The 25,794-nt window shown below is 43.5% G+C and carries 21 protein-coding genes; 8 read left to right on the top strand and 13 right to left on the bottom strand.

The window, feature by feature from the left end; translation table 11 throughout:
• Window positions 1-131 precede the first annotated feature (131 nt).
• Window positions 132-2,210 (bottom strand): thioredoxin domain-containing protein, encoded by a 2,079-nt coding sequence (locus BGL89_RS16080; protein ID WP_286826552.1) that lies wholly within the window; start codon window positions 2,208-2,210, stop codon window positions 132-134.
• Between the two features lie 77 nt (window positions 2,211-2,287).
• Here BGL89_RS16080 and BGL89_RS16085 point away from each other — a divergent pair, with 77 nt between their 5' ends.
• On the top strand, window positions 2,288-2,896 hold the full coding sequence (locus tag BGL89_RS16085) for a chromophore lyase CpcT/CpeT (RefSeq protein ID WP_286826553.1): 609 nt from the start codon (window positions 2,288-2,290) through the stop codon (window positions 2,894-2,896).
• Here the strand turns inward: BGL89_RS16085 and hemB are convergent.
• From hemB to def, 3 genes are all read right to left on the bottom strand, one after another.
• Window positions 2,893-3,873: a porphobilinogen synthase gene (hemB, locus tag BGL89_RS16090; RefSeq protein ID WP_286826554.1), complete on the bottom strand. Its 981-nt coding sequence runs from the start codon at window positions 3,871-3,873 to the stop codon at window positions 2,893-2,895. The two genes, BGL89_RS16085 and hemB, sit on opposite strands and share 4 nt — an antisense overlap.
• 116 nt (window positions 3,874-3,989) lie before the next feature.
• Window positions 3,990-4,646, bottom strand: coding sequence for a GTP cyclohydrolase I FolE (folE, locus tag BGL89_RS16095; RefSeq protein ID WP_286826555.1), 657 nt, complete (start codon window positions 4,644-4,646; stop codon window positions 3,990-3,992).
• A gap of 425 nt (window positions 4,647-5,071) precedes the next feature.
• The gene (gene def, locus BGL89_RS16100) at window positions 5,072-5,650 is read right to left on the bottom strand and encodes a peptide deformylase (protein ID WP_286826556.1); all 579 of its coding nucleotides are present in this window, start codon (window positions 5,648-5,650) and stop codon (window positions 5,072-5,074) included.
• A gap of 84 nt (window positions 5,651-5,734) precedes the next feature.
• Between def and dnaA the strand changes: the two genes are divergently transcribed.
• The gene (gene dnaA / locus BGL89_RS16105; protein WP_286826557.1) at window positions 5,735-7,069 is read left to right on the top strand and encodes a chromosomal replication initiator protein DnaA; all 1,335 of its coding nucleotides are present in this window, start codon (window positions 5,735-5,737) and stop codon (window positions 7,067-7,069) included.
• Between the two features lie 128 nt (window positions 7,070-7,197).
• Here the strand turns inward: dnaA and BGL89_RS16110 are convergent, their stop codons facing one another.
• Window positions 7,198-8,148: a heme o synthase gene (locus tag BGL89_RS16110; RefSeq protein WP_286826558.1), complete on the bottom strand. Its 951-nt coding sequence runs from the start codon at window positions 8,146-8,148 to the stop codon at window positions 7,198-7,200.
• A gap of 126 nt (window positions 8,149-8,274) precedes the next feature.
• Window positions 8,275-9,186, bottom strand: a complete 912-nt coding sequence (locus BGL89_RS16115) for a COX15/CtaA family protein (RefSeq protein WP_286826559.1) — start codon at window positions 9,184-9,186, stop codon at window positions 8,275-8,277.
• Window positions 9,187-9,500: 314 nt separating this feature from the next.
• On the opposite strand from BGL89_RS16115, the gene BGL89_RS16120 reads away from it, so the two are divergent.
• The 3 genes from BGL89_RS16120 to BGL89_RS16130 all read left to right on the top strand — a co-directional run bounded on the left by BGL89_RS16120 (window position 9,501) and on the right by BGL89_RS16130 (window position 12,914).
• Window positions 9,501-10,466 (top strand): cytochrome c oxidase subunit II, encoded by a 966-nt coding sequence (locus tag BGL89_RS16120; protein WP_286826560.1) that lies wholly within the window; start codon window positions 9,501-9,503, stop codon window positions 10,464-10,466.
• A gap of 29 nt (window positions 10,467-10,495) precedes the next feature.
• A complete protein-coding gene (gene ctaD, locus BGL89_RS16125; RefSeq protein ID WP_286826561.1) occupies window positions 10,496-12,172 on the top strand; it encodes a cytochrome c oxidase subunit I in 1,677 nt (558 codons plus the stop codon).
• A gap of 118 nt (window positions 12,173-12,290) precedes the next feature.
• Window positions 12,291-12,914 carry a cytochrome c oxidase subunit 3 gene (locus BGL89_RS16130; RefSeq protein WP_286826562.1) on the top strand — a complete coding sequence of 208 codons (624 nt, stop codon included), beginning with the start codon at window positions 12,291-12,293 and terminating at the stop codon, window positions 12,912-12,914.
• A gap of 150 nt (window positions 12,915-13,064) precedes the next feature.
• On the opposite strand, the gene BGL89_RS16135 is transcribed toward BGL89_RS16130, so the two are convergent.
• Window positions 13,065-13,427 (bottom strand): acyl carrier protein, encoded by a 363-nt coding sequence (locus BGL89_RS16135; RefSeq protein ID WP_286826563.1) that lies wholly within the window; start codon window positions 13,425-13,427, stop codon window positions 13,065-13,067.
• Window positions 13,405-15,204, bottom strand: a complete 1,800-nt coding sequence (locus BGL89_RS16140; RefSeq protein ID WP_286826564.1) for an acyl-CoA dehydrogenase family protein — start codon at window positions 15,202-15,204, stop codon at window positions 13,405-13,407. Before BGL89_RS16140 ends, BGL89_RS16135 begins: the two co-directional genes overlap by 23 nt.
• Window positions 15,205-15,643: 439 nt before the next feature.
• Here BGL89_RS16140 and BGL89_RS16145 point away from each other — a divergent pair, with 439 nt between their 5' ends.
• Both BGL89_RS16145 and BGL89_RS16150 read left to right on the top strand, forming a co-directional pair.
• Window positions 15,644-16,789, top strand: coding sequence for a DUF262 domain-containing protein (locus BGL89_RS16145; RefSeq protein WP_502692636.1), 1,146 nt, complete (start codon window positions 15,644-15,646; stop codon window positions 16,787-16,789).
• Window positions 16,770-17,426 (top strand): MAE_28990/MAE_18760 family HEPN-like nuclease, encoded by a 657-nt coding sequence (locus tag BGL89_RS16150; protein WP_286826566.1) that lies wholly within the window; start codon window positions 16,770-16,772, stop codon window positions 17,424-17,426. The genes BGL89_RS16145 and BGL89_RS16150 overlap by 20 nt, the downstream gene beginning before the upstream one ends.
• An 867-nt stretch (window positions 17,427-18,293) precedes the next feature.
• Here the strand turns inward: BGL89_RS16150 and BGL89_RS16155 are convergent.
• From BGL89_RS16155 to sufB, 5 genes are all read right to left on the bottom strand, one after another.
• Window positions 18,294-19,799: an RluA family pseudouridine synthase gene (locus BGL89_RS16155; protein ID WP_286826567.1), complete on the bottom strand. Its 1,506-nt coding sequence runs from the start codon at window positions 19,797-19,799 to the stop codon at window positions 18,294-18,296.
• A gap of 2 nt (window positions 19,800-19,801) precedes the next feature.
• Window positions 19,802-21,064, bottom strand: coding sequence for a SufS family cysteine desulfurase (locus BGL89_RS16160; protein ID WP_286826568.1), 1,263 nt, complete (start codon window positions 21,062-21,064; stop codon window positions 19,802-19,804).
• A 55-nt stretch (window positions 21,065-21,119) separates the two neighbouring features.
• Window positions 21,120-22,445: a Fe-S cluster assembly protein SufD gene (gene sufD / locus BGL89_RS16165; RefSeq protein WP_286826569.1), complete on the bottom strand. Its 1,326-nt coding sequence runs from the start codon at window positions 22,443-22,445 to the stop codon at window positions 21,120-21,122.
• 41 nt (window positions 22,446-22,486) lie between these two features.
• A complete protein-coding gene (sufC, locus tag BGL89_RS16170; RefSeq protein WP_002758412.1) occupies window positions 22,487-23,257 on the bottom strand; it encodes a Fe-S cluster assembly ATPase SufC in 771 nt (256 codons plus the stop codon).
• Between the two features lie 129 nt (window positions 23,258-23,386).
• Window positions 23,387-24,829 carry a Fe-S cluster assembly protein SufB gene (gene sufB / locus BGL89_RS16175; RefSeq protein ID WP_286826570.1) on the bottom strand — a complete coding sequence of 481 codons (1,443 nt, stop codon included), beginning with the start codon at window positions 24,827-24,829 and terminating at the stop codon, window positions 23,387-23,389.
• Window positions 24,830-25,052: 223 nt separating this feature from the next.
• On the opposite strand from sufB, the gene sufR reads away from it, so the two are divergent.
• Complete coding sequence (gene sufR, locus BGL89_RS16180; RefSeq protein WP_002789066.1) at window positions 25,053-25,691, top strand: iron-sulfur cluster biosynthesis transcriptional regulator SufR; 639 nt, start codon at window positions 25,053-25,055, stop codon at window positions 25,689-25,691.
• Window positions 25,692-25,794 lie beyond the last annotated feature (103 nt).

A 25,794-nucleotide genomic window follows, 5' to 3' on the forward strand; every position in this document is an offset into this window, starting at 1 on the left:
GAGAATACCTCTACTTTTTCAGAAGCAATTCTGTCTTTCGCAAGTAATCTCTGTGAACCAAGAATCCCCGTCTCTTTAGAGCGGGGAGTGTTAATCCATCGTTTGATCAAGGGGAACGCACCATCTTTAAGTTAACCGAGCCGTATTGACTCCCCTGCCATCACCCCGGCAATTTGTCGGTCCAACTGTTCTAAATTTTCTGCCGGTTCAAGGCAGCATAACCCTTGACAAATTAACCCAAATGTGCTAAGGGGCAAACTGGCATCGACTCGATACACCGCAGTGGGCAAATAGCGACTTAACAGCGGATCGATCGAGCTTTCCGGGGCGCGCAGACAGAAACCGTGACGATAGTGATCGAGAGCGACAAATAAACTGGGGCAAGCGGTGGGGGACTCTTCTAGGATGGTACTAAAAGATTGCAAGGCCTTTTGGGCCCGATCGAGATATTCTAGATTTTCCGTCAATCGCGACAGACGCACTAAATTAGCGATCGCAATTCCGTTGGCCGAAGGGGTGGCATTATCCGTATAGCCCCGTTCCCGCACGATCAAATCGAGACTATGATCAGAAGCGGTATTAAAATATCCTCCCTCATCCTTGGACCAAAACCAGCGATCGAATTCCCCTTGTAGATCGATAGCAGCCTCTAACCAGCGAGTTTCTTGGGGATTAGCCGTTTGCAAGTCCAGTAAAGCCTTAATAAAATAGGCAAAATCCTCCGATTGGGCTAAAACCGAGGCCTGACCCTGATAATTCAAGCGCTGAAAACGTCCATCTAACCACTGATGCTTGAGAATAAACTCGGCCGCTTGACTAGCCATTTGCCAGTACAAAGGTTCGCTAAAGACGGCAAAGGCCCGGGCCAAACCGGAAATCATCAAACTATTCCAAGCGACGATCATTTTCGTATCCGTTACCGCCGGAATCCGTCCCGGCCAAGAAACGGTTTTCGCCTCTTGATTGTCTCTGGCCGGGGGAAAAAGAGCTAATTGGGACTGAGAACTGCCATAACGCCGAATAAATAACTTATCGAGCATATTTTCTATCTCCGACCATAATTCTCCCCCTTGCCGACGTTGCAGGACATTACGACCCTCAAAATTCCCTTCGGCAGTAACGGTAAAATTAGCTTGCAGCAGTCCTAATTCCTCGATCGAGAGATAATCCCTTAACTCTAAATCCGACCAGACATAAAAGGCCCCTTCCTCCGGTTCTCTATCCGTGGCATTCTGAAAACTATCGGCATCCTGGGCCGCATAAAAATAGCCTTCTGGGGCGGTCATTTCCCGTTTTAGCCAGTTAACCGTGCCTTTAATCCCTCTCTCAAAGGCCGCTTCTCGATAACCCGCACTCCACAAATTGGCTAAATATTCGACAATTTGCCCGTTATCGTAGAGCATTTTTTCAAAATGGGGAACTGTCCACGTCGAATCCACCGTATAACGATGGAATCCTCCCCCTACATGGTCATAGATTCCCCCCAAGGCCAGATCTTCCCCCCGTTGATAGGCCGCTTGCCGGAGGGAATCCTCAAAATCGTCACCAAAGCGACTGCCCTGCAAAGCCAGATTAGAATAGGGAATCATCGGAAAACTGGGCCGACCGTAGTTATTGGGATTAACCTGAATCACTGCCGTATTTCTCTCGATTCCTGTGGCTAAAAGGGAAGGAGCGGCTAAATTGGTCTCTGCTCGGGGTAAAATAGCCGATTGACGCAGTGCGCCCAGCATTTCGGCCGTAAATTTGTTTAATTTGTCTTTTTCCTCGTCATAATAACGACGTATCGATTGCAGCACTTGCAGAAAACCGGGCCGGTTAAAGCGCGGTTGCACGGGAAAATAAGTACCACCATAGAAGGGAATTAAACTATCGGGTGTTAGGAAGACATTCAGAGGCCAACCCCCTTGACCGACCATTATCTGCAATGCTTGCATATAGATACTATCGATGTCCGGTCTTTCCTCGCGATCAACTTTGATCGGCAAAAAATACTGATTGAGATAATCGGCAATGGCCTGATCGGAAAAAGCTTCTCCTTCCATAACCGTACACCAATGACAGCTAGAATAACCGATCGAGAGAAATATCGGTTTATCTTCTCTCCTGGCAATTTCTAGGGCGCTGTCACACCAATACCACCAATCGATCGGGTTTTCGGCGTGTTTTCGCAGGTAAAGACTTTCAGATTCAGCCAGATGATTAGCCATGGGAAAAGGGGATTTTTTGCTCTTGCTGCTTATTAGTTTAAGCTAATTAGAGACTAACCGGAATTAAGCCGCTGCTCATGCTGAAAACTTCGATCGCCCTAGGATTTTTTCTCACTCAATCTTGGCCCCTTAACCCGCAAGTGCAGGGGGTGGCTAATCATTTAATTGGGGTTATGGATACCAGGGAACAAGCGCAGACTAACCCCCGCATTGCTAAGGTGCAGATGACTACCTGTGCGGTGAATTTTTCCCCCAAACAGGATAATATTTATCTCTATCAAGAACAGGCGATTATCGATCAGTTAAATCAACCCTATCGTCAAAGAATTTTAGTCATTCAACCTAGCTCCGATAATTCCACTGTGGAATCAAAAGCTTATAAGTTAAATAATGCCGCTAACTTTATTAATTTTTGTAACAAAGACTTGACAGAAAGAAATTTAAATGTATCAGATTTGGCCGAGTCGGTGTGTACTGTGTTTTTAAAACCGATAGCGGGGGGTTATCGGGGAGAAACTCCCCCCCAGGGTTGTCCCACTAATGCCAGAGGTGCGGTAAAAATAACTAATACAATTATTCTACATTCCCAGGGCATGGATACCAGCGATCGAGGTTATGATAGCCTTGGACGGCAGCTGTGGGGTGCGCGGGATAATTTCTATCAATTTCGCTGGCAAAAACCCTAAAATCGGCTTTCCTGTTTCATTAATGCCACATCAAGAGCAAAATAGGTCAAAATCAAATCGGCCCCCGCTCGTTTCATACTGGTTAAAGTTTCCAAAATCAGGCTTTTTTCGTCAATCCAGCCCTGTTTTGCCGCCGCTTTAATCATTGCATATTCACCACTAACATTGTAGGCAGCAATGGGCAGATGGCTACTATCTCGCAGACGACGGATAATATCGAGGTAGGCGAGAGCGGGCTTAACCATGATAATATCTGCCCCTTCTGTTATGTCTAAACTGGCTTCCCGTAACGCTTCCCGACTATTAGCCCCATCCATTTGATAGGTTTTCTTATCACCAAATTTCGGGGCTGATTCTAAGGCATCTCGGAAGGGACCATAATAAGCAGAGGCATATTTAGCCGTATAAGCGATAATTCCCACATCTAGATAACCCGCTTCGTCTAAAGCTCGACGGATCGCCCCAACCCTACCATCCATCATATCGGAAGGGGCGACGAAATTAGCCCCGGCTGCCGCTTGCGAGAGCGACATTTTCACTAAAACTTGCACGGTTTCATCGTTAAGAATTTTACCGTCTTGGACGATACCATCATGACCATAAATTGAAAAAGGATCAAGGGCAACATCGGTAATAATAATTATTTCAGGGACTTCTTTTTTAATCGCTTTCACTGTCCTTTGTACTAAACCATCGGGATTATAACTTTCTGTACCGAAATTATCTTTTTTATCTTCGGCAATCAGAGGGAAAAGAGCGATGGCATTAATGCCTAAATTATAAGCATTAACCACTTCTTTTAGCAATAAATCGAGGGAATAACGATAACAATCGGGCATAGAAGGAATAGCCACCTTTTGATTTTCTCCCTCCATGATAAAAACAGGATAAATCAAGTCATTAACGGTTAATTCGGTTTCACGAACAAGACGGCGAATCGCTGGAGTATAACGAAGACGACGGGGACGAATCAGCATGATAACGGCGAGTCAAAAATAAAAAGTAAACAGTAAATAGCTAGGTTTGCTCTAGTTTTTTGCTTAGGAAAAAACCGGGGATAGGACAATCAAATAATCCTGATCCCCCTGACTAATTAGTGAAAATCGGGACTATGACGAATCAAACTCATAAACTCTTGACGAGTCTTAGCAGAATCGGCAAAAATACCGCGCACGGCACTCGTAGAAGTCCAAGAACCGGGTTTTTGAACCCCGCGCATTACCATGCACATATGAGTCGCTTCAATCACCACAGCCACCCCTTGAGGTTGCAGTAATCCTTGTAAAGCATCGGCAATTTGTGCGGTTAAACGTTCCTGTACTTGCAGTCGTCTGGCGTACATTTCACAGATGCGGGCAATTTTCGATAAACCGATCACTTTCCCGTTAGGAATATAGGCAACATGAGCGCGGCCGATTATCGGTAAAATATGGTGTTCACAGGAGCTAAAAATATCGATATCTCGGATTAAAACCATCTCGTTAGCCTCCTCGTGAAAAACTGCCCCATTCAGCAATTCATCGAGGGATTGCTGATAACCAGAAGTGAGAAATTTTAGGGCTTTTACTACTCGTTTAGGAGTGTCTCGTAAACCTTCGCGATCGGGGTCTTCTCCTAATCCTAACAGCAGTGTTCGTACCGCTTGCATCATCTCGGCTTCCGATACCGGCGATTTAGGTTCGGTAATCACTTCGGGAAAGTGATTGTAGTCATCATTGTGGAAAATTGCTTTGGACTTAGCTAAGGTCATAGATATTTTTACAGACTCCAATAGTTAATTAATCGGCAAAGTTTTCTGATTTTACCAATTGTCAATAAATACCCTTTGCTAGAGTATTTATTTTTCTGGGCATCTAGACGATAACTAATGAAAGCTATCGGTTTATTTCCTCGTCTCTGGGTTTATCTCCGGTGCGGAAATCTGGAAAAATTGATTTTCCTAGTCACCGAAAAAGTCTTGAGTATCTCCCTAGTTAATTGAGGACAGAGTTCTACTGCATAATTAATTTATTTTGTCAAGTAGTTCATTTGTTTGTTAGTGTGGTTTTCCTAGAATGATAATCGTTATCATTTTAACAAAAAATTTAGATTTACCAACAAAAATTTTGTCGCCAGATAAAATAGTCCCGTTAAGTTGTTTAACTTATTTTGAAGACATACAGAGATTTTGCGATTTTATCGCTTATATTCAGCAATATTACTGATTTTTTGGTATTCTTCCTCCGAGTATAAATCCGCCGGAGAAGCAAGGCGATCGAGAAAGAGGATTCCTTCGAGATGATCGTATTCGTGTTGAAAGATGCGCGCGACAAAATCCCTGAAAACTTGACGGATTTCGCGACCCTTGCGATCGCAATAGTCCACCTCGATCCACTGATGACGGGGGACAAAACCGCGTAAATTGGGGACACTGAGACAACCTTCCCAACCCTTGACCATTTCCTCGCTGACCTGCAAAATGCGAGGATTAATCACGGCAGTGGGTGGCATCATCGGAGCGTCCGGATAACGAGGATTGGGGTGAGAAGCAACGATAAACAGACGCAGAGACCGAGCAACTTGGGGCGCGGCGATTCCCACCCCGTGGGCAGCTTGCACGGTGGTAATCAGGGAATCGATCAAATTTTGACAGTCAGAATCGAGAAGATTATCGATCGCTGGTGCTTTTTGCTGTAGAATTGGATTTCCTAATTGGGTGATTGTTAAAACTTGCGTCATCTGTCTAAAGATTAATTGTTTAGCCCTGAAAATCATTTTATCGTCAGCGGAAAAATCTCGCTAAACTGATAAGGCTTCCCTGCAGCAGCACTAGATCAACTTTGTTAATCAAAATTAACCGTGGATAGCAGCGCCCAACAACTTTGGCATAATCTCCTAGAGCGTCTAAAATTACTATTAACCCGTCCCGCTTTCGAGACTTGGTTTCAAACAGCGACGGTTAAAGAATGGCAAAACAATCGCTTAGTAATTCAGGCTGCCAATCCCTTTATTCTTAACCATCTTCAGAAAAATTATCTGTCAACAATTGCCGAAGTAGTACAGGATATCGTCGGTTATCCCGTCGAGATTCAACTAACGGCACAACAGGGCGATTCGATCGCTATTTTCCAGCCTGACACTAGCTTAGAATCAGAATTATCCCCCGGTAATCAACTTAACCCTAAATATAATTTTTCCCGTTTTGTTGTCGGGCCAACTAATCGCATGGCCCACGCGGCTGCTTTAGCGGTAGCGGAATTACCCGGACGCGAATTTAACCCGCTTTTTCTTTGTGGTGGAGTGGGATTAGGTAAAACCCATTTAATGCAAGCGATCGGTCATTATCGTCTGGAATTATATCCCCAATCCAGGGTTTCTTATGTATCGACGGAACAATTTACTAATGATTTAATCACTGCTATCCGTCAAGATAGTATGGAAAGTTTTCGTAATCATTATCGCCATGCGGATATATTATTAGTGGATGATCTGCAATTTATTGAAGGAAAAGAATACACTCAAGAAGAATTTTTTCATACCTTTAATACCCTGCACGAAGCGGGAAAACAGGTGGTTTTAGCCTCCGATCGCCTCCCCAAACAGATTCCCAGTTTACAGGATCGTTTAATTTCTCGCTTTTCTATGGGATTAGTCGCCGATATCCAAGCACCGGATATCGAAACTCGCATGGCAATTTTACAAAAAAAGGCCGAGTACGAAAATCTGCGTCTTCCAAGAGAAGTTATCGAATATATTGCCGTTAATTATACTTCTAATATTCGCGAATTAGAGGGGGCATTAATCCGGGCTACTACTTATATTTCTATCTCTGGATTGCCGATGACGGTAGAAAATATCGCGCCGGTTTTAAATCCACCAATGGCCAAAATTGCCACTTCTCCTGAGATTATTATGGCGGTAGTAGCAGAAAAATTTCAACTCTCGATCGCCGATCTAAAAGGAAATTCCCGCCGACGAGAAATTAGTTTTGCCCGACAGATTGGGATGTATTTGATGCGTCAACACACGGATTTAAGCTTACCGCGCATTGGCGAAGAATTTGGCGGCAAAGATCACACCACTGTTATTTATAGCTGTGATAAAATCAACCTTTCCCAACATCAAGATCGACAATTACAAGAAATCTTAGCCCAACTAATCGAGCGAATTAACTCCCTTAGTCGCAATCAGTAGTCGGGAAGTGGGGTTTTTCAGTGATCAGTGATCAGTAAACATTGAAAAGACACTAGGAAACTGCTATTTAATACTGCTCACCTAAAACTCACATCTGATAACTGATAACTGATAACTGATAACTGAGATTAACTACAGGAGAATAAACTGGCAATTGTAGCGAGGAGACGAGAGGTCATGGGTAAACTATCGATCACCATAGCTGTACATAATAACATCATGTAAAGAATGGAATATTTAAACAGCGATCGAGCGATGTCCCGATCAAAAGGATTCTGTTTTAATCGCCAAGCTTTTTTCAGGAAAACAAACCCTAAAATTAAAGCCACTACACCATAGACCACACCACAGGCAGCCAAGGGATAAATCAGGAGGAAAGTGACAGGAACGACGATTAAAGTATAGAGCCAAATCTGCTCGCTAGTGGCTTCTTCCCCTTTAACTACGGGCATCATCGGGATATCCACTTCTGCATAATCATCCTTGATCATTAAAGCCAAAGCCCAAAAATGGGGAGGAGTCCAAAGGAAAATAATTGCGAATAAAATCCAAGGAATCCAACCGAGATCGCCCGTTACTGCCGCCCAACCCACTAGGGGAGGAATCGAGCCAGCCGCGCCACCGATAACAATATTTTGGATACTATGACGCTTGAGCAGATGGGTATAAATCAGCATATAAAATGCGATACCGGTCATTGCTAAAAATCCGCTCAAAGTATTGACAAAAAAGACAAAAAGTGCTAGGGAAAGGGAGGCTAAAACGAAGGCAAAAATGAGGGCGTGGAGGGGTTGCACGCGGCCGGAGGGAATGGGACGGGCGCGGGTGCGAAGCATGGTGTGATCGATGTCGCGATCATAGATACAGTTTAAGGTTTGAGCGGCGGCGGCGGCGAGAGTGCCACCGAGGAGGGTAAGAAAGAGTAAGAGAGGGGAAACCTGACCTTTAGAGGCGATTTCCATAGAAGCGGCCGTGGTAATCAGCAGTAGAGGAATAATTCGGGGTTTAGTGAGTTGATAATAACTTTTAGCGACTTGTAAAAAATTATCGTGGTGGCGAAGGGCTTGAGTTCCAGTCATCGTGATTAAATCCTTAGAGATGGCTTATAAGTAATGGGACAAAATTAACTTCTTGGTTAGAATGGGCAATAGGCAAGAGGCACTCATGCAAGAGGCGGTTAGATATGTGCAATTAATTGTGTCTAGTTACTTAGGAGCGAAAGAACGATCGCGAAGGGCGAAAGTGGTAAAAGCGACGAGGGTTCCCACCAATAGCGCACCGATGCTGTGGTGGGTAATGGTTAAGGGTTCCACCTGTAGATGCAGTTTCAGGGTGGCAACGCCTAAAAACACCTGTAGGGCGACTAATCCCCCGGCGCTAAAAGCTAGTTTTTTGAGGAGAGGATGGATAGCGGCAATTCGCCAAGCGAAGAAAACTAGGGTTAACACCGAGATAGTAGCGGGAAAAACCCCGATAATGTGGCTATTCATCACGGTGCAGAGTTGGGAAACCGTTAAACACTGATGGGCGGCCCAACGGGAACCGACGAGACCGCCGAGGAGACATTGCAGATAAACTAGACCGGTGGCGACCATTCCGAGCCAAGTTAGTTTCCCGACTGTACCTGTGGGACGGTAGGGAGTCAGACAGATAGCAATGACGATTAGGGTAGCAAAAAAGAGCAAAGCTGTGCCTAAATGGGCGGTTACGATGTCAAATCGCAGTAATTGGGTCACGGTTAATCCTCCCAGGACTCCTTGCAGGAGAATTAAAGCTAAAGCGGCGATCGCAGAGGGGAACAGCCAAGGGGGAAGATGGCGACGATACCACCAAGACAGACCGACGAGAGCGAGCGTACTAAACCCGATCAAAGAGGCATCGAGACGATGAAACCACTCCAGAAATACCTGTAGATTCATCTGCTGACTGGGAATCCATTGACCGTAACACAGAGGCCAATCGGGACAAGCTAAACCGGCGTTCATAACTCTGGTGGCAGCACCCACCACCATCAGGGCGAAAGTAGCGATCGCAATTTTCCAGACTAAGCGGCGCATCCACACCTGAATATTGCCGGTTTCTCTTAGGGGTGTCGGGTTAAAAACAGATTCGGTCATCGGTTTGCCTGTTCTCAAGGAGTCTGTCATCAAAGATCATGGCTTTGTTTGCCAGTTAGTTATCACTGTGAATGAGTTTTTTTACGACCGGTAAAACCTTTTAGATATTCTTTAGATTTCTGGCCATTTCCGTTACATTTGTTTACATAAACTCAGAATAAAATATAAAAATTAGTGATTTTAAATACTTTCCCTGAAAACGATCCCAAAGAAAATATAAAATTCTCAGAAGATGCTGGTTAAATTTCCCATCTATAGGGGAATCATGTTTTAGCCTTGAATAAGTAGGCACTATTGAAAATATTGAAAAGACCGTGAAAATTCCCAGCAGTATCCTGACCCTTGTACTCGGGATCGCCTTGACCTTAATTAGTCTCTGGTATGGCCAAAATCATGGCTTAATGCCCGTGGCCGCTTCCGAAGATGCCAAGGAAATAGATAGTATCTTTAATCTGATGATGACCATCGCCACGGGACTATTTTTAATAGTTGAAGGCGTGATCGTTTATATAGTGATTCGCTTTCGTCGCCAACCGGGGGATCAAACCGACGGGCCGGCAGTGGAGGGCAATGTCCCCCTAGAAATCTTCTGGACAGCCATCCCGACGGTAATCGTCTTTATCCTTGCCGTCTATAGCTTCGAGATTTATAACAATATCGGCGGTCTCGATCCCCTGATTTCCAAGGGTGACAAAGGAGAAATCGCCCACCACGGTCATCACCACGGCACGATGATAGCCCTGAGCGGCGATCGCAGAGTAGCCCTAGGTATCGGCAATTCCTACGATGGTGAAGGAGTTCCCCCCCTAGTGGTCAATGTTAAAGGTATTCAATACGCTTGGATCTTCACCTATCCCGAAACTGGCATTGTTTCCGGGGAACTGCACGCTCCCGTCAATCGCCCCGTGCAACTGAATATGGAAGCAGGAGATGTGATCCATGCTTTCTGGGTTCCCCAATTGCGTCTAAAACAGGACGTTATCCCCGGACAAGAAACGGTGTTATCGTTCACATCCAATCAAATTGGTCAATATCCGATCATTTGTGCGGAACTTTGCGGGGCCTATCACGGTGGCATGAAATCTAGCTTTGTGGTTCACTCCCAAGCAGATTACGACCAATGGGTGCAGGATAACACAATCGCTGAAGTTGACAGCGATCAAACCGTAGCCATGACCGCTAAAGATCGCTCTGATAGTCAATATTTGACCCCCTACACCGAAGAAATGGGCATCGACGCTGAAATCCTCGCCCAAGTTCCCCATCAGCACCAAATGTAATTTTTCTTGTCATCTAAAATCTTGGCATTATGACAGCATCAACGGAAATAACCACCCCAGCAACAGTTCCCGAGGTGATCCATCACCGCAAGTGGACAGATTACTTTACTTTCTGCACCGATCATAAAGTTATCGGTATTCAATATCTGGTGACTGCTTTTCTTTTCTTCTTTATTGGCGGTGCTTTCGCGGAAGTGCTGCGGACAGAATTAGCCACTCCCGACCCCGATTTCGTCTCCCCAGAACTATATAACCAATTTATGACCATGCACGGAACGATCATGATCTTTCTTTGGATCGTTCCGGTTGGGGCAGGTTTTGCCAATTATCTCATTCCCCTGATGATTGGGGCCGAAGATATGGCTTTTCCTCGTCTTAACGCTGTGGCTTTCTGGCTTAATCCCCCCGGCGGGCTGCTATTATTATCCAGTTTCTTTGTCGGCGCTCCCCAGTCCGGTTGGACTTCCTACCCACCTTTAAGCTTAATTAGCGGCAAATGGGGGGAAGAATTGTGGATTTTGAGCCTTTTATTGATCGGGACTTCTTCGATTTTAGGCTCGATTAATTTTATCACCACGATCCTGAAAATGCGGATTCCTGAGATGGATTTGTACAGTATGCCGCTATTTTGTTGGGCAATGCTGGCCACCTCGACTCTGGTACTGCTTTCCACCCCCGTTCTCGCTTCTGCTCTCGTTCTCTTGTCCTTTGATTTAATCGCCGGCACGAGCTTTTTTAATCCTGCCGGCGGCGGCGATCCGGTGATTTATCAGCATATGTTCTGGTTTTACTCCCATCCTGCTGTTTATATCATGATTTTGCCCTTTTTCGGCACGATATCAGAGATATTACCGGTTCATGCGCGTAAACCGATTTTTGGTTATCGAGCGATCGCCTATTCCAGTCTCACCATCTGTTTCTTGGGTTTAATCGTTTGGGCCCACCATATGTTCACCAGCGGCACCCCCGGCTGGTTACGGATGTTTTTCATGGCGGCAACTATGTTAATCGCCGTTCCCACTGGCATTAAAATCTTTAGTTGGTGTGCCACTCTTTGGGGAGGTAAACTTAGTCTCAATACGTCTTTGTTATTTGGGGTCGGTTTCCTGTCTTCCTTCCTCATCGGTGGTTTGACTGGGGTTATGTTGGCTTCTGTTCCCTTCGATATCCACGTCCACGATACCTATTTTGTCGTCGGTCACTTCCATTATGTACTATTTGGTGGTACGGCCATGGCCCTGTTTTCTGCCGTTTACCATTGGTTCCCGAAAATGACCGGACGGATGTATAACGAGACTCTCGGTCGTATCCACTTTGTTCTCACTTTTATCGGTTTGAATTTAACTTTCATGCCGATGCACGAATTAGGATTATTGGGTATGAACCGTCGTATTGCCCTGTATGATGTGCAATTTCAGAGTTTAAATGTTCTTAGTACCGCAGGAGCTTATATTCTCGGTATATCGAGTATTCCCTTCGCTATTAATATGGTCTGGAGTGCCTTTAAAGGTCAACCCGCCGGTCGTAATCCTTGGCGCGCTTTAACCCTAGAATGGCAAACCTCCTCTCCCCCAATTATCGAGAATTTCGAGGAAATGCCGATTCTTTGGTCCGGCCCCTACGATTACGGTATTGATATGGAGGAATCAGAAGCAGCGGAATCAGTACAAGATATCCTCGCCGAAGTGGGCTCCGAATCCCAATAATCAGTTATCAGTTATCAGTTATCAGATGTGAGTTTTCAGTTCACTGATTACTGTTTACTGTTTACTGATCACTGAAAAAAAGCTCCCCGTCTCCCGTGTAAACTAAGGACATTCAATCATGCAAGGTTCAGCGATCAAAGATTCTCAACTCTCTGTCAATTATCATCAAGAAACGGTGGAACACGGACATCATGGCCACCCAGATCATCGCCTATTCGGTTTGGTTTTGTTTCTAGTGGCGGAAAGTTCCATCTTTTTAGGCTTATTTACCGCTTTCTTGCTCTACCGTACCATGTTACCCGTTTGGCCTCCCGCTGGCACACCAGAATTAGAATTAACCCTACCGACAATTAACACGATTATTCTGGTGTCCAGTAGTTTTGTTATGCACATGGGACAAAAAGCCATTAAACAAAACAATAACGCCGGTTTACAATTTTGGTTCGGTATTACTGCCCTGATGGGAATTATCTTCCTTTGTGGTCAAGGATACGAATATAGTCACGCTGAATTTGGTCTCAAAACTAATGTTTTTACCAGCGCTTTTTATGCCTTAACCGGATTCCACGGTCTCCACGTTACTTTTGGTTTAGTGCTAATTCTATCTGTCCTCTGGCGTTCTCGTCAAAAAGACCACTATTCTAGTCAATCTCATTTTGGTGTGGAAGCGGCAGAATTATACTGGCATTTCGTCGATGTGGTCTGGATTATCCTGTTTTTACTGGTGTATATCTTGAGCTAATTTTTGTTATTTATTCAGAGAAAAGGGCGACCAATTGATCGCCCTTTTTTATATATTTCAATTTACAGAAGTTATCTGATAGGTTATACTTTATTTTTATGAGAAAAGCTTTAACTGATAACCGAGTAACTGATAACTGATCACTGATAATTAACGACGACCGAATAAACTCCAACCTTTGCCACCACTAACGGCCGGTTCAGCTTTTTCAACGACGGGAGCAACTTCTGCGGGGGTTTCCTCACCAGAAAGATTAGAAAGATCGTAGTTTTCTACTAGGAAAAGAGACGCTTTTTCAATAGTAGAATGATCCCAGAAAAGGGTAGAAGGTAACTCTTGACCAACCCAATCTTCTAGATCACCCACCATCGTTACCGCATCGATCGAATCTAAACCATAACGAGTTAAAGGTTCAGTCACATTAATCGTTTTTGCATCCAAAGATAACTGATCGGCTAACTGTTTAACTAACCAATTTTGTACGAGATTATTAAGATTGGAGCTGGAGTTCATGGGTTTTTTCCTCGGTAGTTTGTGAATGGGCTAATTGAAAAGGCACGATCGAAAAATGTTGATTTTCCCGATATAATTTCAGCAATTCTTGGGCAACATTTTCCATATACACCTCAGATAGAGTGTAAGGCAGCGGCCGGAGAGTTCGCAGTAATCGGTGTAAACTCAACACCAACCATTCCCCCTGGGCAAAAAATTCACCCAAGATGGAACGATTATAAAGCCAAGTGTGTAAACAAGCGGAAGCAGCGTGTAAAGTACAGTATTTCTTGGCAATCTCGAACAATTCGGGTGATTGGTCGTGACCATACTCGAATTTCGATTGACTAATCTGTTCATCGTGAGCATTTAGTTCCTCTAAAACTAAATTACCCAACATCAACAGATTTTCTAATATCTCTGCGTCCACTTCGTCAGAATTTTTCAATCCCTCGAGCATATCAAGGGCAATCTCTAAACCTTGCAGGGAATCATCCATTCCCCGGCCAAATAATTCTAAATTATTGGGTTCAAAGGGAGGAACTGACTTTTCTAGGCTAAAAATCGCCTCTAAACGGGTTTTTAACGCCGACATAGTGCGCGAGTTGCGTTTAGCCCGATATTTAGTTAAAGGACGCAATTGTAGGATTAAAGCATGAAGATTGACGATCGAACTGCCGTCAAACATACTGATAATCGAATTATCCCGCAGTAGCTTCTGGAAGATGCCGAATTCGTGTTCTTCTCGCATATAAAAACGCGATCCCAACACCACATAAACACTATTAACCATCTCCTCCAGACGGACAGTAACAAAATATTTTACCACCGAAGCCCAGACGCTAAACTGTTCGGGGATAATATGAAAACCTCTTGCGGCCGGAATCGTCTCGCAATCACAAATAAGGATGTCAAGGAAAGCATCGACGAGAGTGCGCCGGGGTTGGGGCAAATCCATCACAGTTTTGTTATAAATTACCCGATTAACGGCAAAACTGAGGGTAGTTCTTAAAGCGGTATCGGCTGCCCCGTGGGAAAAAGCAGCGCACAACATTCGGGTAATCTGGAAACCTTTCAGGGCTAATTCTAAACCGTCTCCCTCCTCCCGTAAACGCATGGAATCGGGGACGAAACAATCCTTAAAACCAATGCCACTCATATCCGAGGCACGCACGCCATGGGTGTATATTTTCGGCAAATTATAGTATTTTTCGGGGTCTAATTGCCGTTTATCTACCATAAATAGGGTTAAACACTTCGGCCCGCCGTTAGCATCGGTTTTCGCCAAAATAAAGGAAACTCCAGAGATAGTCGCCCGGTTAATCGGCCATTTCTCCCCATTGAGAATATAACCTCCTTCCACCTTCGTCGCGGTCAGATCACCATTGATCAGATCGCTACCGTGTTCCTTTTCCGAGTAACCCAGACACATCGCCCCATAGTCATCCATGATAAAACGGGCGAGCTTCTGTTTCTGTTCTGGGGTTCCCGCCATCCAGTTTAAAAACGACCAGAATAGGGTAGTAAAAGCGATGCCGATAGTTTGATCCCGTCGGGAAAGTACCCGCACAAAAGCGACAAATTCCTCAAAAGAGGTAAATTCACCGCCGCAATCCGTGGGAATGTAGTAGTGTTGGAGTTTCCAGTCGTATAACCAGCGAATTTCCTCGTGGGGAAATTCTTCGCTCTCGTCAATTTCGATCACCCGCTTGTAGGATAGAGGGTTATCAGGATTGAGAGGATCGCCTAAGTCTTTTTCCAGTGCTTCAGCAGTCCAGTATTGCTTAAGCTTTTTCATAGTGCCTCTAGGACAGATACAATGTGTTTTTCGTCAATGCCTTCGGTTAGAAGACCCGACCATGCACAAAAATTAATGACCATTCTAGACTTTTGGCTGTAGGATGGCAACAATTTTTAATTTCGCCTTTACCTTAAATGTGCTAGAACCCACTGGGGTGGGGTGCTAGACTACCCTCTGCGGTAATTATGCCCAAATTGAGGTGATTAAACCGCACAGTGCGGTATTAGGTTTTATTGAGGCGGTGTTAGACCGATGGAAGTGGGATATTAGGATGGGGGAGGTTACTCGACCGCAGGGAGCGGTATGATTAATAGTTATGCGGCTCGTTCCCTGTTCATACTTTTTCCTTGAATGTAATATTCAACTGGCAGATTACGATTAGAATGTTTAAGGTACAAGTTTTGCTTGCCATAGGGTTTAGAAGTCTAGGAGCAATATGATGATGGAATCAATAGATGAACGGATAGATGCCAAAATTGGTGAGGTTCGTACTGAATCTATCGATCTCAGCTTTGGAGAAATCATCAGTTTATATTCTCAAAATGAACTCATTATTCAACCGGAATATCAAAGGTTATTCCGATGGTCTAATCAACAAAAGTCTCGTTTAATAGAATCCATACTTCTTGAGTTGCCAATACCACAGATATTTACTATTGAGAACTCAGATGGGGTTTTGGAGTTAATTGATGGCTTACAACGCCTTAGCTCTGTGATTCAATTCATTGATGCCAATGTACTGGATTTCACTGATATAGATGGAGAAAAGCTGAAATCTCTAAAGTTAGAAGGTTGTGATCAGATTTCAGAACTTAATAATCTGACTTTTGAAGATTTATCATTGAGACTCAAGCTTAGGATTAAAAGATCCTCTGTAAGGACAGTAATTATTAAAAGGCAAAGTAATTCTTTTCTGCGTTATGAAATGTTCAAGAGGTTAAATACTGGGGGATCAATTCTAGCTCCACAGGAAATTCGCAACTGTTCTTCTAGGATGTTTGGTGAGCCAGGTATAAAGTTCTATAGGTTTCTCCAAGAAAGATCCTCCTATTCAAACTTTAAGACTTGCATAGATACATTGTCTCAATCAGAAAAAGAACAAAAGGGAGACGAAGAGCTTGTCTTAAGATTTTTTGCCGCAAAAAATGCTCAAGATCTCTTCCGGGGGAGTGTGAGAGATTGGTTAGACACATACATGGAAAATATATTATTTGGAGAAATACAATTTGATTATTCTACTGAAACACAAGACTTTAATAGATTATTTGATTACTTGAGCCAAATTCTCGGCAGTGGTGCTTTTGTTCGATATCGCGATCAATCACCAATTGGTGCTTTAGCTCCAGCTTATTTTGAAGCTGTTACAATTGGCGTGTTTAGGATACTAGAAAGATTAGAGAATCTGGATAATTCTTCTGTTAGGGATGAAATAATCAAAATTGTTCAGTCAAACAGCTTTAAGGATAATATTGGACCTGGAGCTAACTCCAGAACTAAGCTTTCTAATAGAATTGGATGTATTCAAGAAGGTTTAAATCAACTCAGCTTCTGGAGTAATTTTAATGAGCAACTGGGCGAATGAGATCGAGGCTGATCTCAACTGGAGAGAAGGAGAACTGGCTGCAATTAAAATTCAAATATTAACGACTGATAGGGTTAAGCATCCTGTAAGGTATGAAGCTCTCTTGAGAGCTATTACTACTTTGCTATATGCTCACTATGAAGGTTTTTGTAGATTTGCATGGGATTTATACCTCGATACAATTCAAAGGCAAAATATTAAACGCAATCAATGCCGTGAGGAGGTTATAAAGCTATCGCTAAGGAAGCGCTTTAAAGAACTTGGAGGTGATTTGTCAGCAGATGGAGTTTGGAGCTTTTTTTCCAACGAATTGCCAGCTTTAATTAATGAGAATATTGAATTCAATATTCGCTTAGAAGCAGATAGCAATTTAAAGCCTATGCTGCTTAAAAAGAACTCTACAGATGCTGGTTTATCATGCTCAATGGTGGATCAACATGAGCTTTTACTTAAAACATTAGTAAGCAGGAGAAATAATATAGCTCATGGGCAGAAAGAGATAATTCATGATCTGACTGAGTATAACAAGTATGAAAATGCGGCTTTGGAAGCTATGTATGAGCTAGGACTATCTGTAATTGATTGCTTAGATAATAAGAAGTATTTGAAACCATCAAATCCGCCTAGCTCATCATGAAATCTACGCATTTTAATCGCTGTAGGGTGCGTTCCCTAATGTGGCTCCTACTGCTGCACCGATAGTGATTAAACCGCTGACTCATATCATTTTTCAAAAGTGATGACAGACTTAGTTGATTATTCCAAAGTGCAATTCCTCTCTGAGAGCGGAATTGCACTTTCAGATGTTAATCACGACTATTGAAAATTGGTATCAATTTCTTTTTCAACCAGATTTTGGAATACCAGCTATTATACTAAATCCGTTGAGTATAGGCTACATATCAGGAGAGGCACTCATGCAAGAGGCACTCATGCAAAACTGAGAATAAATAATCAGTTTTTAATAACCGGATTTAGTATTAGTTGTTGAGCAACTGAAGTGCGATCGCCGATCACCGTAGGTGGGGTTGGGGAACGAAACCCAACAAATTAGACCCTCTTGGATATTGGGTGTAAGTGCGAGCGCTAATCACCGTAGCGACTGTATTGATTGTCAAGCCTCTCTTGTAGCGTGCGTTAATGAAATGTAACGCGTCTTTTTCTATGGCATGATGAGCTCGTAGGTTGGGTTGACGCAAGGAAACCCAACTTCCAGATTGATCTTAAAATAAGAGATAACTTTTCAAGAATTCTGAATCTAATGAAAATCAAAGCTATTATTCATCCGGCCGAAGAAGGTGGTTACTGACTGAAGTTCCCGCGCTGCCGGGTTGATAACAGCTGTAGGGTGCGTTCCCTAATGTGGCTTCTACTGCTGCACCGATAGATTTTTGAGAACGCACCATGCTCGTTCATTCAAGCAAAGGAGTCAAAAATATGAAGATTTGCCAACCATTGAATCAATAGATAAAACCTAATTTGTTGCTGTTAGCAATTATAGCTCTCAAAAGGGGGTGGGAATGATGAGATCAAGTTCAGTTTCGGTCTGAGGATGACGAAAAGATAATTGTTTAGCGTGTAGGTATAAACGGTCGGACTGCTTACCATTGTACAAGTGATCGCCTAAAATTCCTATCCCTAATCCCTGTTGACTATGAACTCGAATTTGATGGGTTCTTCCCGTGTAGGGAATAAATTCTAGCCGAGAATAATTGCCTTCTTTACCGACAACTTTAAAATAGGTTTGACTAGCTTTTCCCCTTTGCCAGTCCACAGTTTGATAGGGTCGATTTTGCGGATTTCCCCAGAGAGGTAGGTCAATTATACCTGATTCTCGCTCAATAATTTCTGATAATATAGCTTCGTAGATTTTTTCCACTTCTCGCTGTTGAAATTGTTGGGATAAACAACGATAAATATCTAAACTTTTAGCTAGTAATAATAATCCCGAAGTTTCTCGGTCTAAACGATGAACTGGAATGACATTTTTTCCCTGACGACGAAACCGATTGACCACAGCATCTTGACTATCTTGATAACGTCCTGCTACCGATAATAATCCCGCGGGTTTATTAATAGCAATTATTCCCTCGTCTTCGTAGATAATTTCTAGGGATGAACGTAAACCAGAGAGTAAAAAACCCATGAGAGGTTGACATCTTTCTTGACAAGCGCCATAAAATTCTCCCTGTTTTCTATCTCGATTCGATTCTCCCCACCAAAATTCGGCCATGGCGACAGGCTTTAATCCTTTCATGGCGGCATAATTTAATAATTTCGGGGCGCAACATTCCCCTGTTCCCGTCGGTAACAAATTACTGCCCATCAATTTAGCTAAGGAGAGAGATTGTCCAGAAAAGTTGTTTAAACAGTAGGATTGATACAGCAATTCCTGTAACTGTTTGGAGAGGTTCCTACGCTGTTGCTTAAGTTCAATAATTCTCTGATTGGCTACGTTTATTTTATCAATTAAGGGTTTTAAAACTTGTTTTTGTTTCTGTTTTAATTGCTTTCTTGCTCTTTTTTCCTGACGACTGATATTATTTAATTTTTCTAATTCTTCTGGGTTTAAATTTCCTAAATTTCTTAACCTATCTCGTTCCTGTTTATGGTTTTGATGTTGTTGCTGTAAAGCTTGTATTTTGCGTTCAAAATTTGCTTGATTGAGTCGATATAAATTATGTTCGGGAATTGATTGTAGGGTAATAATTTCCTGTTTAATTATTTCTAAAAGTTGCAAAACTCGCTTTTCTTCCCGAATAATTTTTTCTCTCCCCACTAGGGACGGAACCCAGCCAGCAGCTTCTCCCTGTCCAGAAAAAGCTTTTAAAACTTCTATTTCGCCAGCAGCATTTTCTCCTAACAAAATTCCATACATTTTACCTTGAGGATTGGTGATAGTTGTCATCAAATCTTGGGCAATTTTTTCAGCCAAAAGAGTGCGGGGCAAGCGCAATAACTCGCCCGTTTCGGGACAAATTCCTTGATAATAATAAGTAACTTCCTTCACTCTTAAGAAAAACAATTGGCAAAGAAATCAATAGTTTCCTGTAAAGCGACAATAAAGCGATCGATTTCTTCTCGGGTATTATAAAAATATAGACTTGCCCGCGCGCTGCCAGAAGCATCAAAAAGGCGGTGTAGAGGTTGGGTACAGTGATGACCGGAACGAATAGCGACTCCTTCCTGGTCTAATAAAGTAGCTAAATCACTAGCATGAATCCCTTCCACATTAAAGGCGGCTAAACTAGCCCGACCTTGGCCCGTTAAACTAGGTGGCGGCCCGTAAATTCTTAAACCCTCAATTTCTCCTAATTTTTTGAACAAATGGGCGGTTAATTCTTCTTCGTAGGCATGAATATTATCCATCCCTAAACCCATTAAATATTCTACCGCAGCACCGAGAGCAATCGCTTCGCCGATAGCGGGGGTTCCAGCTTCAAATTTGTGGGGCAGTTCGGCACAGGTAAAATGGTCTAAATAGACTTCCGCAATCATTTCGCCACCACCAAAAAAGGGCGGCATTGCCTCTAAAATGGCCTCTTTGCCGTACAAAAATCCAATACCGGTGGGGGCGCACATTTTATGACCACTAGCCACCAACCAATCACAATCTATGGCCTGCACATCAATGGCTAAATGGGGGACACTTTGACAGGCATCAATTAATACTTTCGCCCCGACTTGATGGGCAAGGCTGACTATTTCGGCAACGGGATTAATACAGCCTAAGGTGTTAGAAACATGAAGGACAGCAACTAATTTAGTTTTGTCAGATAATAAGGATTTATATTGTTCTAAATCAAAGCTTTCTTCGCTGGTTAATTGCACATATTTAATCACCGCCCCCGTCTTTTGGGAGATAATTTGCCAGGGGATTAAATTACTGTGGTGTTCCATGACCGAGAGAATAATTTCATCCCCTGCTTTCAGGGTATTTAATGCCCAACTGTAGGCGACTAAATTAATCGCTTCCGTGGCGTTGCGAGTATAGACAATTTCCCGACGAGAAGCGGCATTAATAAACCTAGCGACCTTATCTCTGGCCCCTTCGTAGGCTTCCGTTGCCCGGACACTTAAAGTATGCGCCCCCCGATGCACATTGGCGTTATCTTTTTCGTAATAGTTTCGCAGGGTTTCTAATACTTGAATCGGTTTTTGGGAAGTGGCGGCACTATCGAAATAGATAAGGGGTTTATCGTGTACGTTTTGATGAAGGATAGGGAAATCGGCGCGGACTTTTTGGGCGAGAGTTTTTTCTTGGATAATTGTCATTTTAGTCAGGAGTCAGAGGGGTACTTTGGGCAGGTTGGCACCCAGCCCGGTAGAGTTATTCCACGGTGCGACAGGCGACGCATTGCCCCAATCTTTGGCGGAGGGATTCTAGAGGAATTTTAGCTAAAATCTCGGCCGAGAAAGCATCAATTAACAAACTGCGGGCGGTGTCGGCGCTTAAGCCCCGGCTTTGCAGATAGAATAAATCATCGGCTTCCAGTTGGCTAACGGTTGCCCCGTGGGAACATTTGACGTTATCGGCGGTAATTTGTAATTCGGGTTTGGTGTTGACTCGTGCCTTGTTAGAAATTAACAAATTCCGATTTAACTGGGAGGCGTTGGTTAATTGGGCGGGCTTGGGAACAAACACTTTACCATTAAAGATAGCGTGAGCGCTACCATCAACGATACATTTATGCAGTTGCTTGGTGATGCCATGGGGATGGTTGAGATAGATGGCGCTGTGGGTATCGGCGGTTTGTTGTCCGGTAATCATGGCTAATCCGTGCAGATTTGTCTCGGTTTGTTCTCCTTTTTGCAGGATATCGAGGTTATGACGGCAGAGTTTAGCGCCCAGATTTATCTCGTTGAGAGTGTAACGGCTATCGCGCCCTTGTTCAATTATCGTGCGTCCGATGTGAAAACCATCTCCTGATTCCCTTTGTACTCTGGTATGGATGACTTCGGCGTTGGCTTCGAGATAAATTTCCGTGACAGCGTTGGTAAAATAAGCGTAATTTAGAGGTAAATCGGAGCAATGTTCGGCTAAAGCCCCGTAATTCTCAATAATATTGACACTAGCTCCCGTTTCGGCCACGATTAGGCTATGGGGCTGATAAAAGCGGGGAATTTCCTCCACAACGGTGATAAATAAGAGATGTATCGGGGTTGTGACGACGGTATTAGCGGTGACGTGAATTACTGCCCCATCCCTTAGGCCAGCTTGGTTGAGTGCGGTAAAAAATTCGGGTGTTTTTTCTTTCCCTAGATAGTTGACAAGAACATCTTTTTGTGCATTGGCGAGATTGCTGACGCTGACACCGGCGGGTAAAGCGGTGATATCGGACAATTCGGGCTGATAAATGCCGTTAACGAAGACTAGGTGGCTGTTTTTGGCTTCGGGTAGCAAAAAGGCAGCGAGGGCATTTTTATCGATTGTAACGGTTTGGGGGACGCGAAAATCGATCGCCCATAGTTGACTTAAATCGGTGAATTGCCATTCTTCATCTTTTTTGCCCGGGATGGCTAATTCTTGAGCTTTACTGGCTCCCGATTCTCTTAATTCGAGAATTTTACCGTTATCGATAGTGGGAACCGTTTCTCGGGACAATTTTAACAATAATTCTCCTGATTGTTCAGGTTTCGTGATTATGGCTGTCATTGGTAGGAAGGGGTGGGGGGATTTTTCAGTTGATAGCTAGATTACTTAACGGCTAATAATTGTTCGTCGAGGAAATCGTAGCCAGTTCTTTCTAATTCGAGGGCTAATTCTTTACCGCCACTGGTGACAATGCGCCCATCGTACATAACATGAATAACATCGGGTTCAATGTAGTTGAGCAGACGCTGATAGTGAGTGATAAGTAAAAAAGCGTTATCGGGAGTAGCTAATTGATTGACTCCCTGGGCAACAATTCGCAAAGCATCGATGTCTAAACCGGAGTCAATTTCATCGAGAATTCCTAAAGTAGGTTCTAATAAGGCCATTTGTAGGATTTCATTACGTTTTTTCTCACCACCGGAGAAACCTTCGTTTAAACTTCTGCCAAGAAAGCTAGGATTCATCTGGACAACTTCTAGTTTTTTCTCGACTAATTCCTCAAAGTCAAAACTATCTAATTCTTCCGAGCCTAGATATTTTTGTCGGGCATTATAGGCAACGCGAAGAAAATCGAGGTTACTAACGCCGGGGATTTCTAGGGGATATTGGAAAGCGAGAAAGATACCCATAAGCGCTCGTTCATCGGGTTCTTTTTCTAAAAGGTTTTCGCCTTTATAAATTATTTCTCCCCCAGTTACTTCATAATCGGGATGTCCAGCGATTACTTTGGAAAAGGTACTTTTTCCTGAGCCATTGCGTCCCATAATTGCGTGGGTTTCACCCGCTTTAATTTCGAGGTTAACTCCTTTAAGAATCTGGTTTCCATCAATACTAGCGGTCAGATTTTTTACTGATAAAATTACTTCACTCATGAGATGTTTTTCTAGAACAAAAATATTAGTTTTTTGGTTGACGGCGAGTCATCAATTGATGGATAAATTGTCTTAGCTTTTGGTGGGTTACGGCTATCGCCTAACCCACCCTACTTTACTTATTACTGATTACCCGACGGTTCCTTCTAGCTTGAGACTGAGGAGTTTATCAGCTTCGGCGGCGAATTCCATCGGTAATTTACTGAGGACATCCTTACAGAAACCACTGACTAACATAGAGACAGCATCTTCTTCGGAAATGCCCCGTTGTGCGAAGTAGAATAATTGGTCTTCACCGATTTTAGAAGTAGAAGCTTCGTGTTCTACTTTAGCACTGTTGTTATCCACCTGAATATAGGGAAAAGTGTTAGCTTCGGCATTATCTCCAATCAGCATAGAATCACATTGGGAGTAATTTCTTGCTCCCTTGGCTTTCGGTCCCATTTTCACTAACCCGCGATAACTATTTTGGGAATTACCCGCAGAAATTCCCTTAGAAATAATGGTACTTTTGGTGTTGCGGCCAATGTGAATCATTTTCGTACCTGTATCGGCCTGTTGTTTGTTATTAGTTAGGGCAATTGAGTAGAATTCCCCGACGGAATTATCGCCAACTAAGACGCAACTGGGATACTTCCAAGTAATCGCTGAACCAGTTTCTACTTGCGTCCAAGAAATTTTAGAATTAACTCCTTTACACAGACCCCGTTTAGTGACGAAATTATAAATACCTCCCTTACCATTGGCATCGCCAGCGTACCAATTTTGTACAGTCGAATATTTAATATCCGCATTATCGAGGGCGACTAATTCCACGACGGCGGCATGAAGTTGATTACTATCGTACATCGGAGCGGTGCAACCTTCTAAATAACTTACCGATGCCCCTTCTTCAGCGACAATTAAAGTTCTTTCAAATTGTCCCGTCTCACCGTTATTAATCCGAAAATAGGTGGACAATTCCATAGGACAGACGACACCTTTGGGTATAAAAACAAAAGAACCATCGCTAAAAACGGCCGAATTAAGAGCGGCAAAATAATTATCACCCACGGGAACCACAGTACCGAGATATTTCTGCACTAAGTCGGGATGTTCCTGTAAAGCTTCCGAGATAGAACAGAAAATAACCCCCTCTTCTGCTAGTTTTTCTTTAAAAGTTGTGGCGATAGAAACGCTATCAAAGATAGCATCTACAGCCACGTTAGAAAGGCGTTTTTGTTCCGAAAGGGGAATGCCTAATTTTTCAAAGGTTTCGATTAAAGTGGGGTCAACTTCTTCAAGACTGTTGAGTTTTGCTTTTTTCTGTTTGGGTGCAGAGTAGTAGATAATATTTTGATAATCAATGGCAGGATAGGAAACGTGCGGCCAACTGGGTTCGGTCATCTTTTGCCATTGATGGTAGGCCCGGAGACGAAAATCGAGCATGAATTCCGGTTCCTTCTTTTTCGCCGAAATTAGGCGAATAATCTCCTCATTCAAACCGCGGGGGATGGTTTCCGATTCGATATCGGTGACGAAACCGTACTTGTAGGGTTGGTTAACGAGGTTTTTAACGGTGGTTGCACTCATGGGGGTTGGTGTTCTCTCTACGCGGTAGGCAGGGGAGGCAGTTAAACAACTTTCTTGTTGTTTAAATTGATTATATAATAGATTAACAACAAAGCTGTTGTCAAAGTCACGGAAAATTTCAGAGGATTCTGGTAAACCTCTGTTATTCAAGTTACTCTGTAGGGGTAATTGGCCGCTCCTTGACTCTCAGCAATTGTACGCTAAAGCCTCTGTTTTTGGTATCATGACCACGACTCAACCCGCCTCGACTAAAGACGATATTCTGCAATATTTGCTCAAAAACGGTCAATCTACCGCCCAAGACTTGGCTGAAGAGTTAAGTATTAGTCCGCAAGCGACGCGCCGCCATCTTAAGGATTTGGAGGGGGAAGGACTGATCGAATATTTTGCGGTACAAAATAAGATAGGACGGCCTCAGCACATTTATCGTCTCAGTCGTCAAGGTCGGGGCCGTTTTCCCCATAATTACGATAATTTCGCCGTTTCTTTCCTCAATACTCTCGTGGAGACGGTGGGAGAGCAACAGGTGGGGGAAATTCTCAAAAAACAGTGGCAACGCAAAGCGGCAGAATATCAATTGCGCCTCGGCAAGGGGTCTTTAGGGGAAAGAATGAGAAAATTGCTGGAAATTCGCCAAGAGGAGGGTTATATGGCAGAATTAGTGGCACTGGAAGCAGAAAATAGTTATGTACTGGCCGAGCATCATTGCGCTATTGCTGAGGTGGCTGGTTCTTATCCCAGTATCTGTGGCCATGAATTAGAAATGTTTGCGCTGCTGCTGCCCGATTGTACGATCGAACGGACTCACTGGATCAATCAAGGTGAGCAACGATGTGGTTATCTAATTAAGTGCAAGGGATGACAGAGAAAGATTAGTTATCGAAAATTTGGGTTAAAACCCCGTCCTTTGAGGACGGCTTTAAGCTACAATGGAAAAAGCGATAACCAAGCTAAAAACTGAACCT

Origin of the sequence: Microcystis sp. LSC13-02 (genome assembly GCA_002282935.1) — a bacterium.
In the GTDB taxonomy this organism is placed as follows: domain Bacteria; phylum Cyanobacteriota; class Cyanobacteriia; order Cyanobacteriales; family Microcystaceae; genus Microcystis.

Excerpts from the sequence above, each read along its gene's own strand:
- BGL89_RS16080 (WP_286826552.1), bottom strand. The coding sequence starts at position 2,210 with ATGGCTAATCATCTGGCTGAATCTGAAAGTCTTTACCTGCGAAAACAC.
- BGL89_RS16085 (WP_286826553.1), top strand. The coding sequence starts at position 2,288 with ATGCTGAAAACTTCGATCGCCCTAGGATTTTTTCTCACTCAATCTTGG.
- hemB (WP_286826554.1), bottom strand. The coding sequence starts at position 3,873 with ATGCTGATTCGTCCCCGTCGTCTTCGTTATACTCCAGCGATTCGCCGT.
- folE (WP_286826555.1), bottom strand. The coding sequence starts at position 4,646 with ATGACCTTAGCTAAGTCCAAAGCAATTTTCCACAATGATGACTACAAT.
- def (WP_286826556.1), bottom strand. The coding sequence starts at position 5,650 with ATGATTTTCAGGGCTAAACAATTAATCTTTAGACAGATGACGCAAGTT.
- BGL89_RS16110 (WP_286826558.1), bottom strand. The coding sequence starts at position 8,148 with ATGACTGGAACTCAAGCCCTTCGCCACCACGATAATTTTTTACAAGTC.
- BGL89_RS16115 (WP_286826559.1), bottom strand. The coding sequence starts at position 9,186 with ATGACCGAATCTGTTTTTAACCCGACACCCCTAAGAGAAACCGGCAAT.
- ctaD (WP_286826561.1), top strand. The coding sequence starts at position 10,496 with ATGACAGCATCAACGGAAATAACCACCCCAGCAACAGTTCCCGAGGTG.
- BGL89_RS16130 (WP_286826562.1), top strand. The coding sequence starts at position 12,291 with ATGCAAGGTTCAGCGATCAAAGATTCTCAACTCTCTGTCAATTATCAT.
- BGL89_RS16135 (WP_286826563.1), bottom strand. The coding sequence starts at position 13,427 with ATGAACTCCAGCTCCAATCTTAATAATCTCGTACAAAATTGGTTAGTT.
- BGL89_RS16140 (WP_286826564.1), bottom strand. The coding sequence starts at position 15,204 with ATGAAAAAGCTTAAGCAATACTGGACTGCTGAAGCACTGGAAAAAGAC.
- BGL89_RS16145 (WP_502692636.1), top strand. The coding sequence starts at position 15,644 with ATGATGATGGAATCAATAGATGAACGGATAGATGCCAAAATTGGTGAG.
- BGL89_RS16150 (WP_286826566.1), top strand. The coding sequence starts at position 16,770 with ATGAGCAACTGGGCGAATGAGATCGAGGCTGATCTCAACTGGAGAGAA.
- BGL89_RS16160 (WP_286826568.1), bottom strand. The coding sequence starts at position 21,064 with ATGACAATTATCCAAGAAAAAACTCTCGCCCAAAAAGTCCGCGCCGAT.
- sufD (WP_286826569.1), bottom strand. The coding sequence starts at position 22,445 with ATGACAGCCATAATCACGAAACCTGAACAATCAGGAGAATTATTGTTA.
- sufC (WP_002758412.1), bottom strand. The coding sequence starts at position 23,257 with ATGAGTGAAGTAATTTTATCAGTAAAAAATCTGACCGCTAGTATTGAT.
- sufB (WP_286826570.1), bottom strand. The coding sequence starts at position 24,829 with ATGAGTGCAACCACCGTTAAAAACCTCGTTAACCAACCCTACAAGTAC.
- sufR (WP_002789066.1), top strand. The coding sequence starts at position 25,053 with ATGACCACGACTCAACCCGCCTCGACTAAAGACGATATTCTGCAATAT.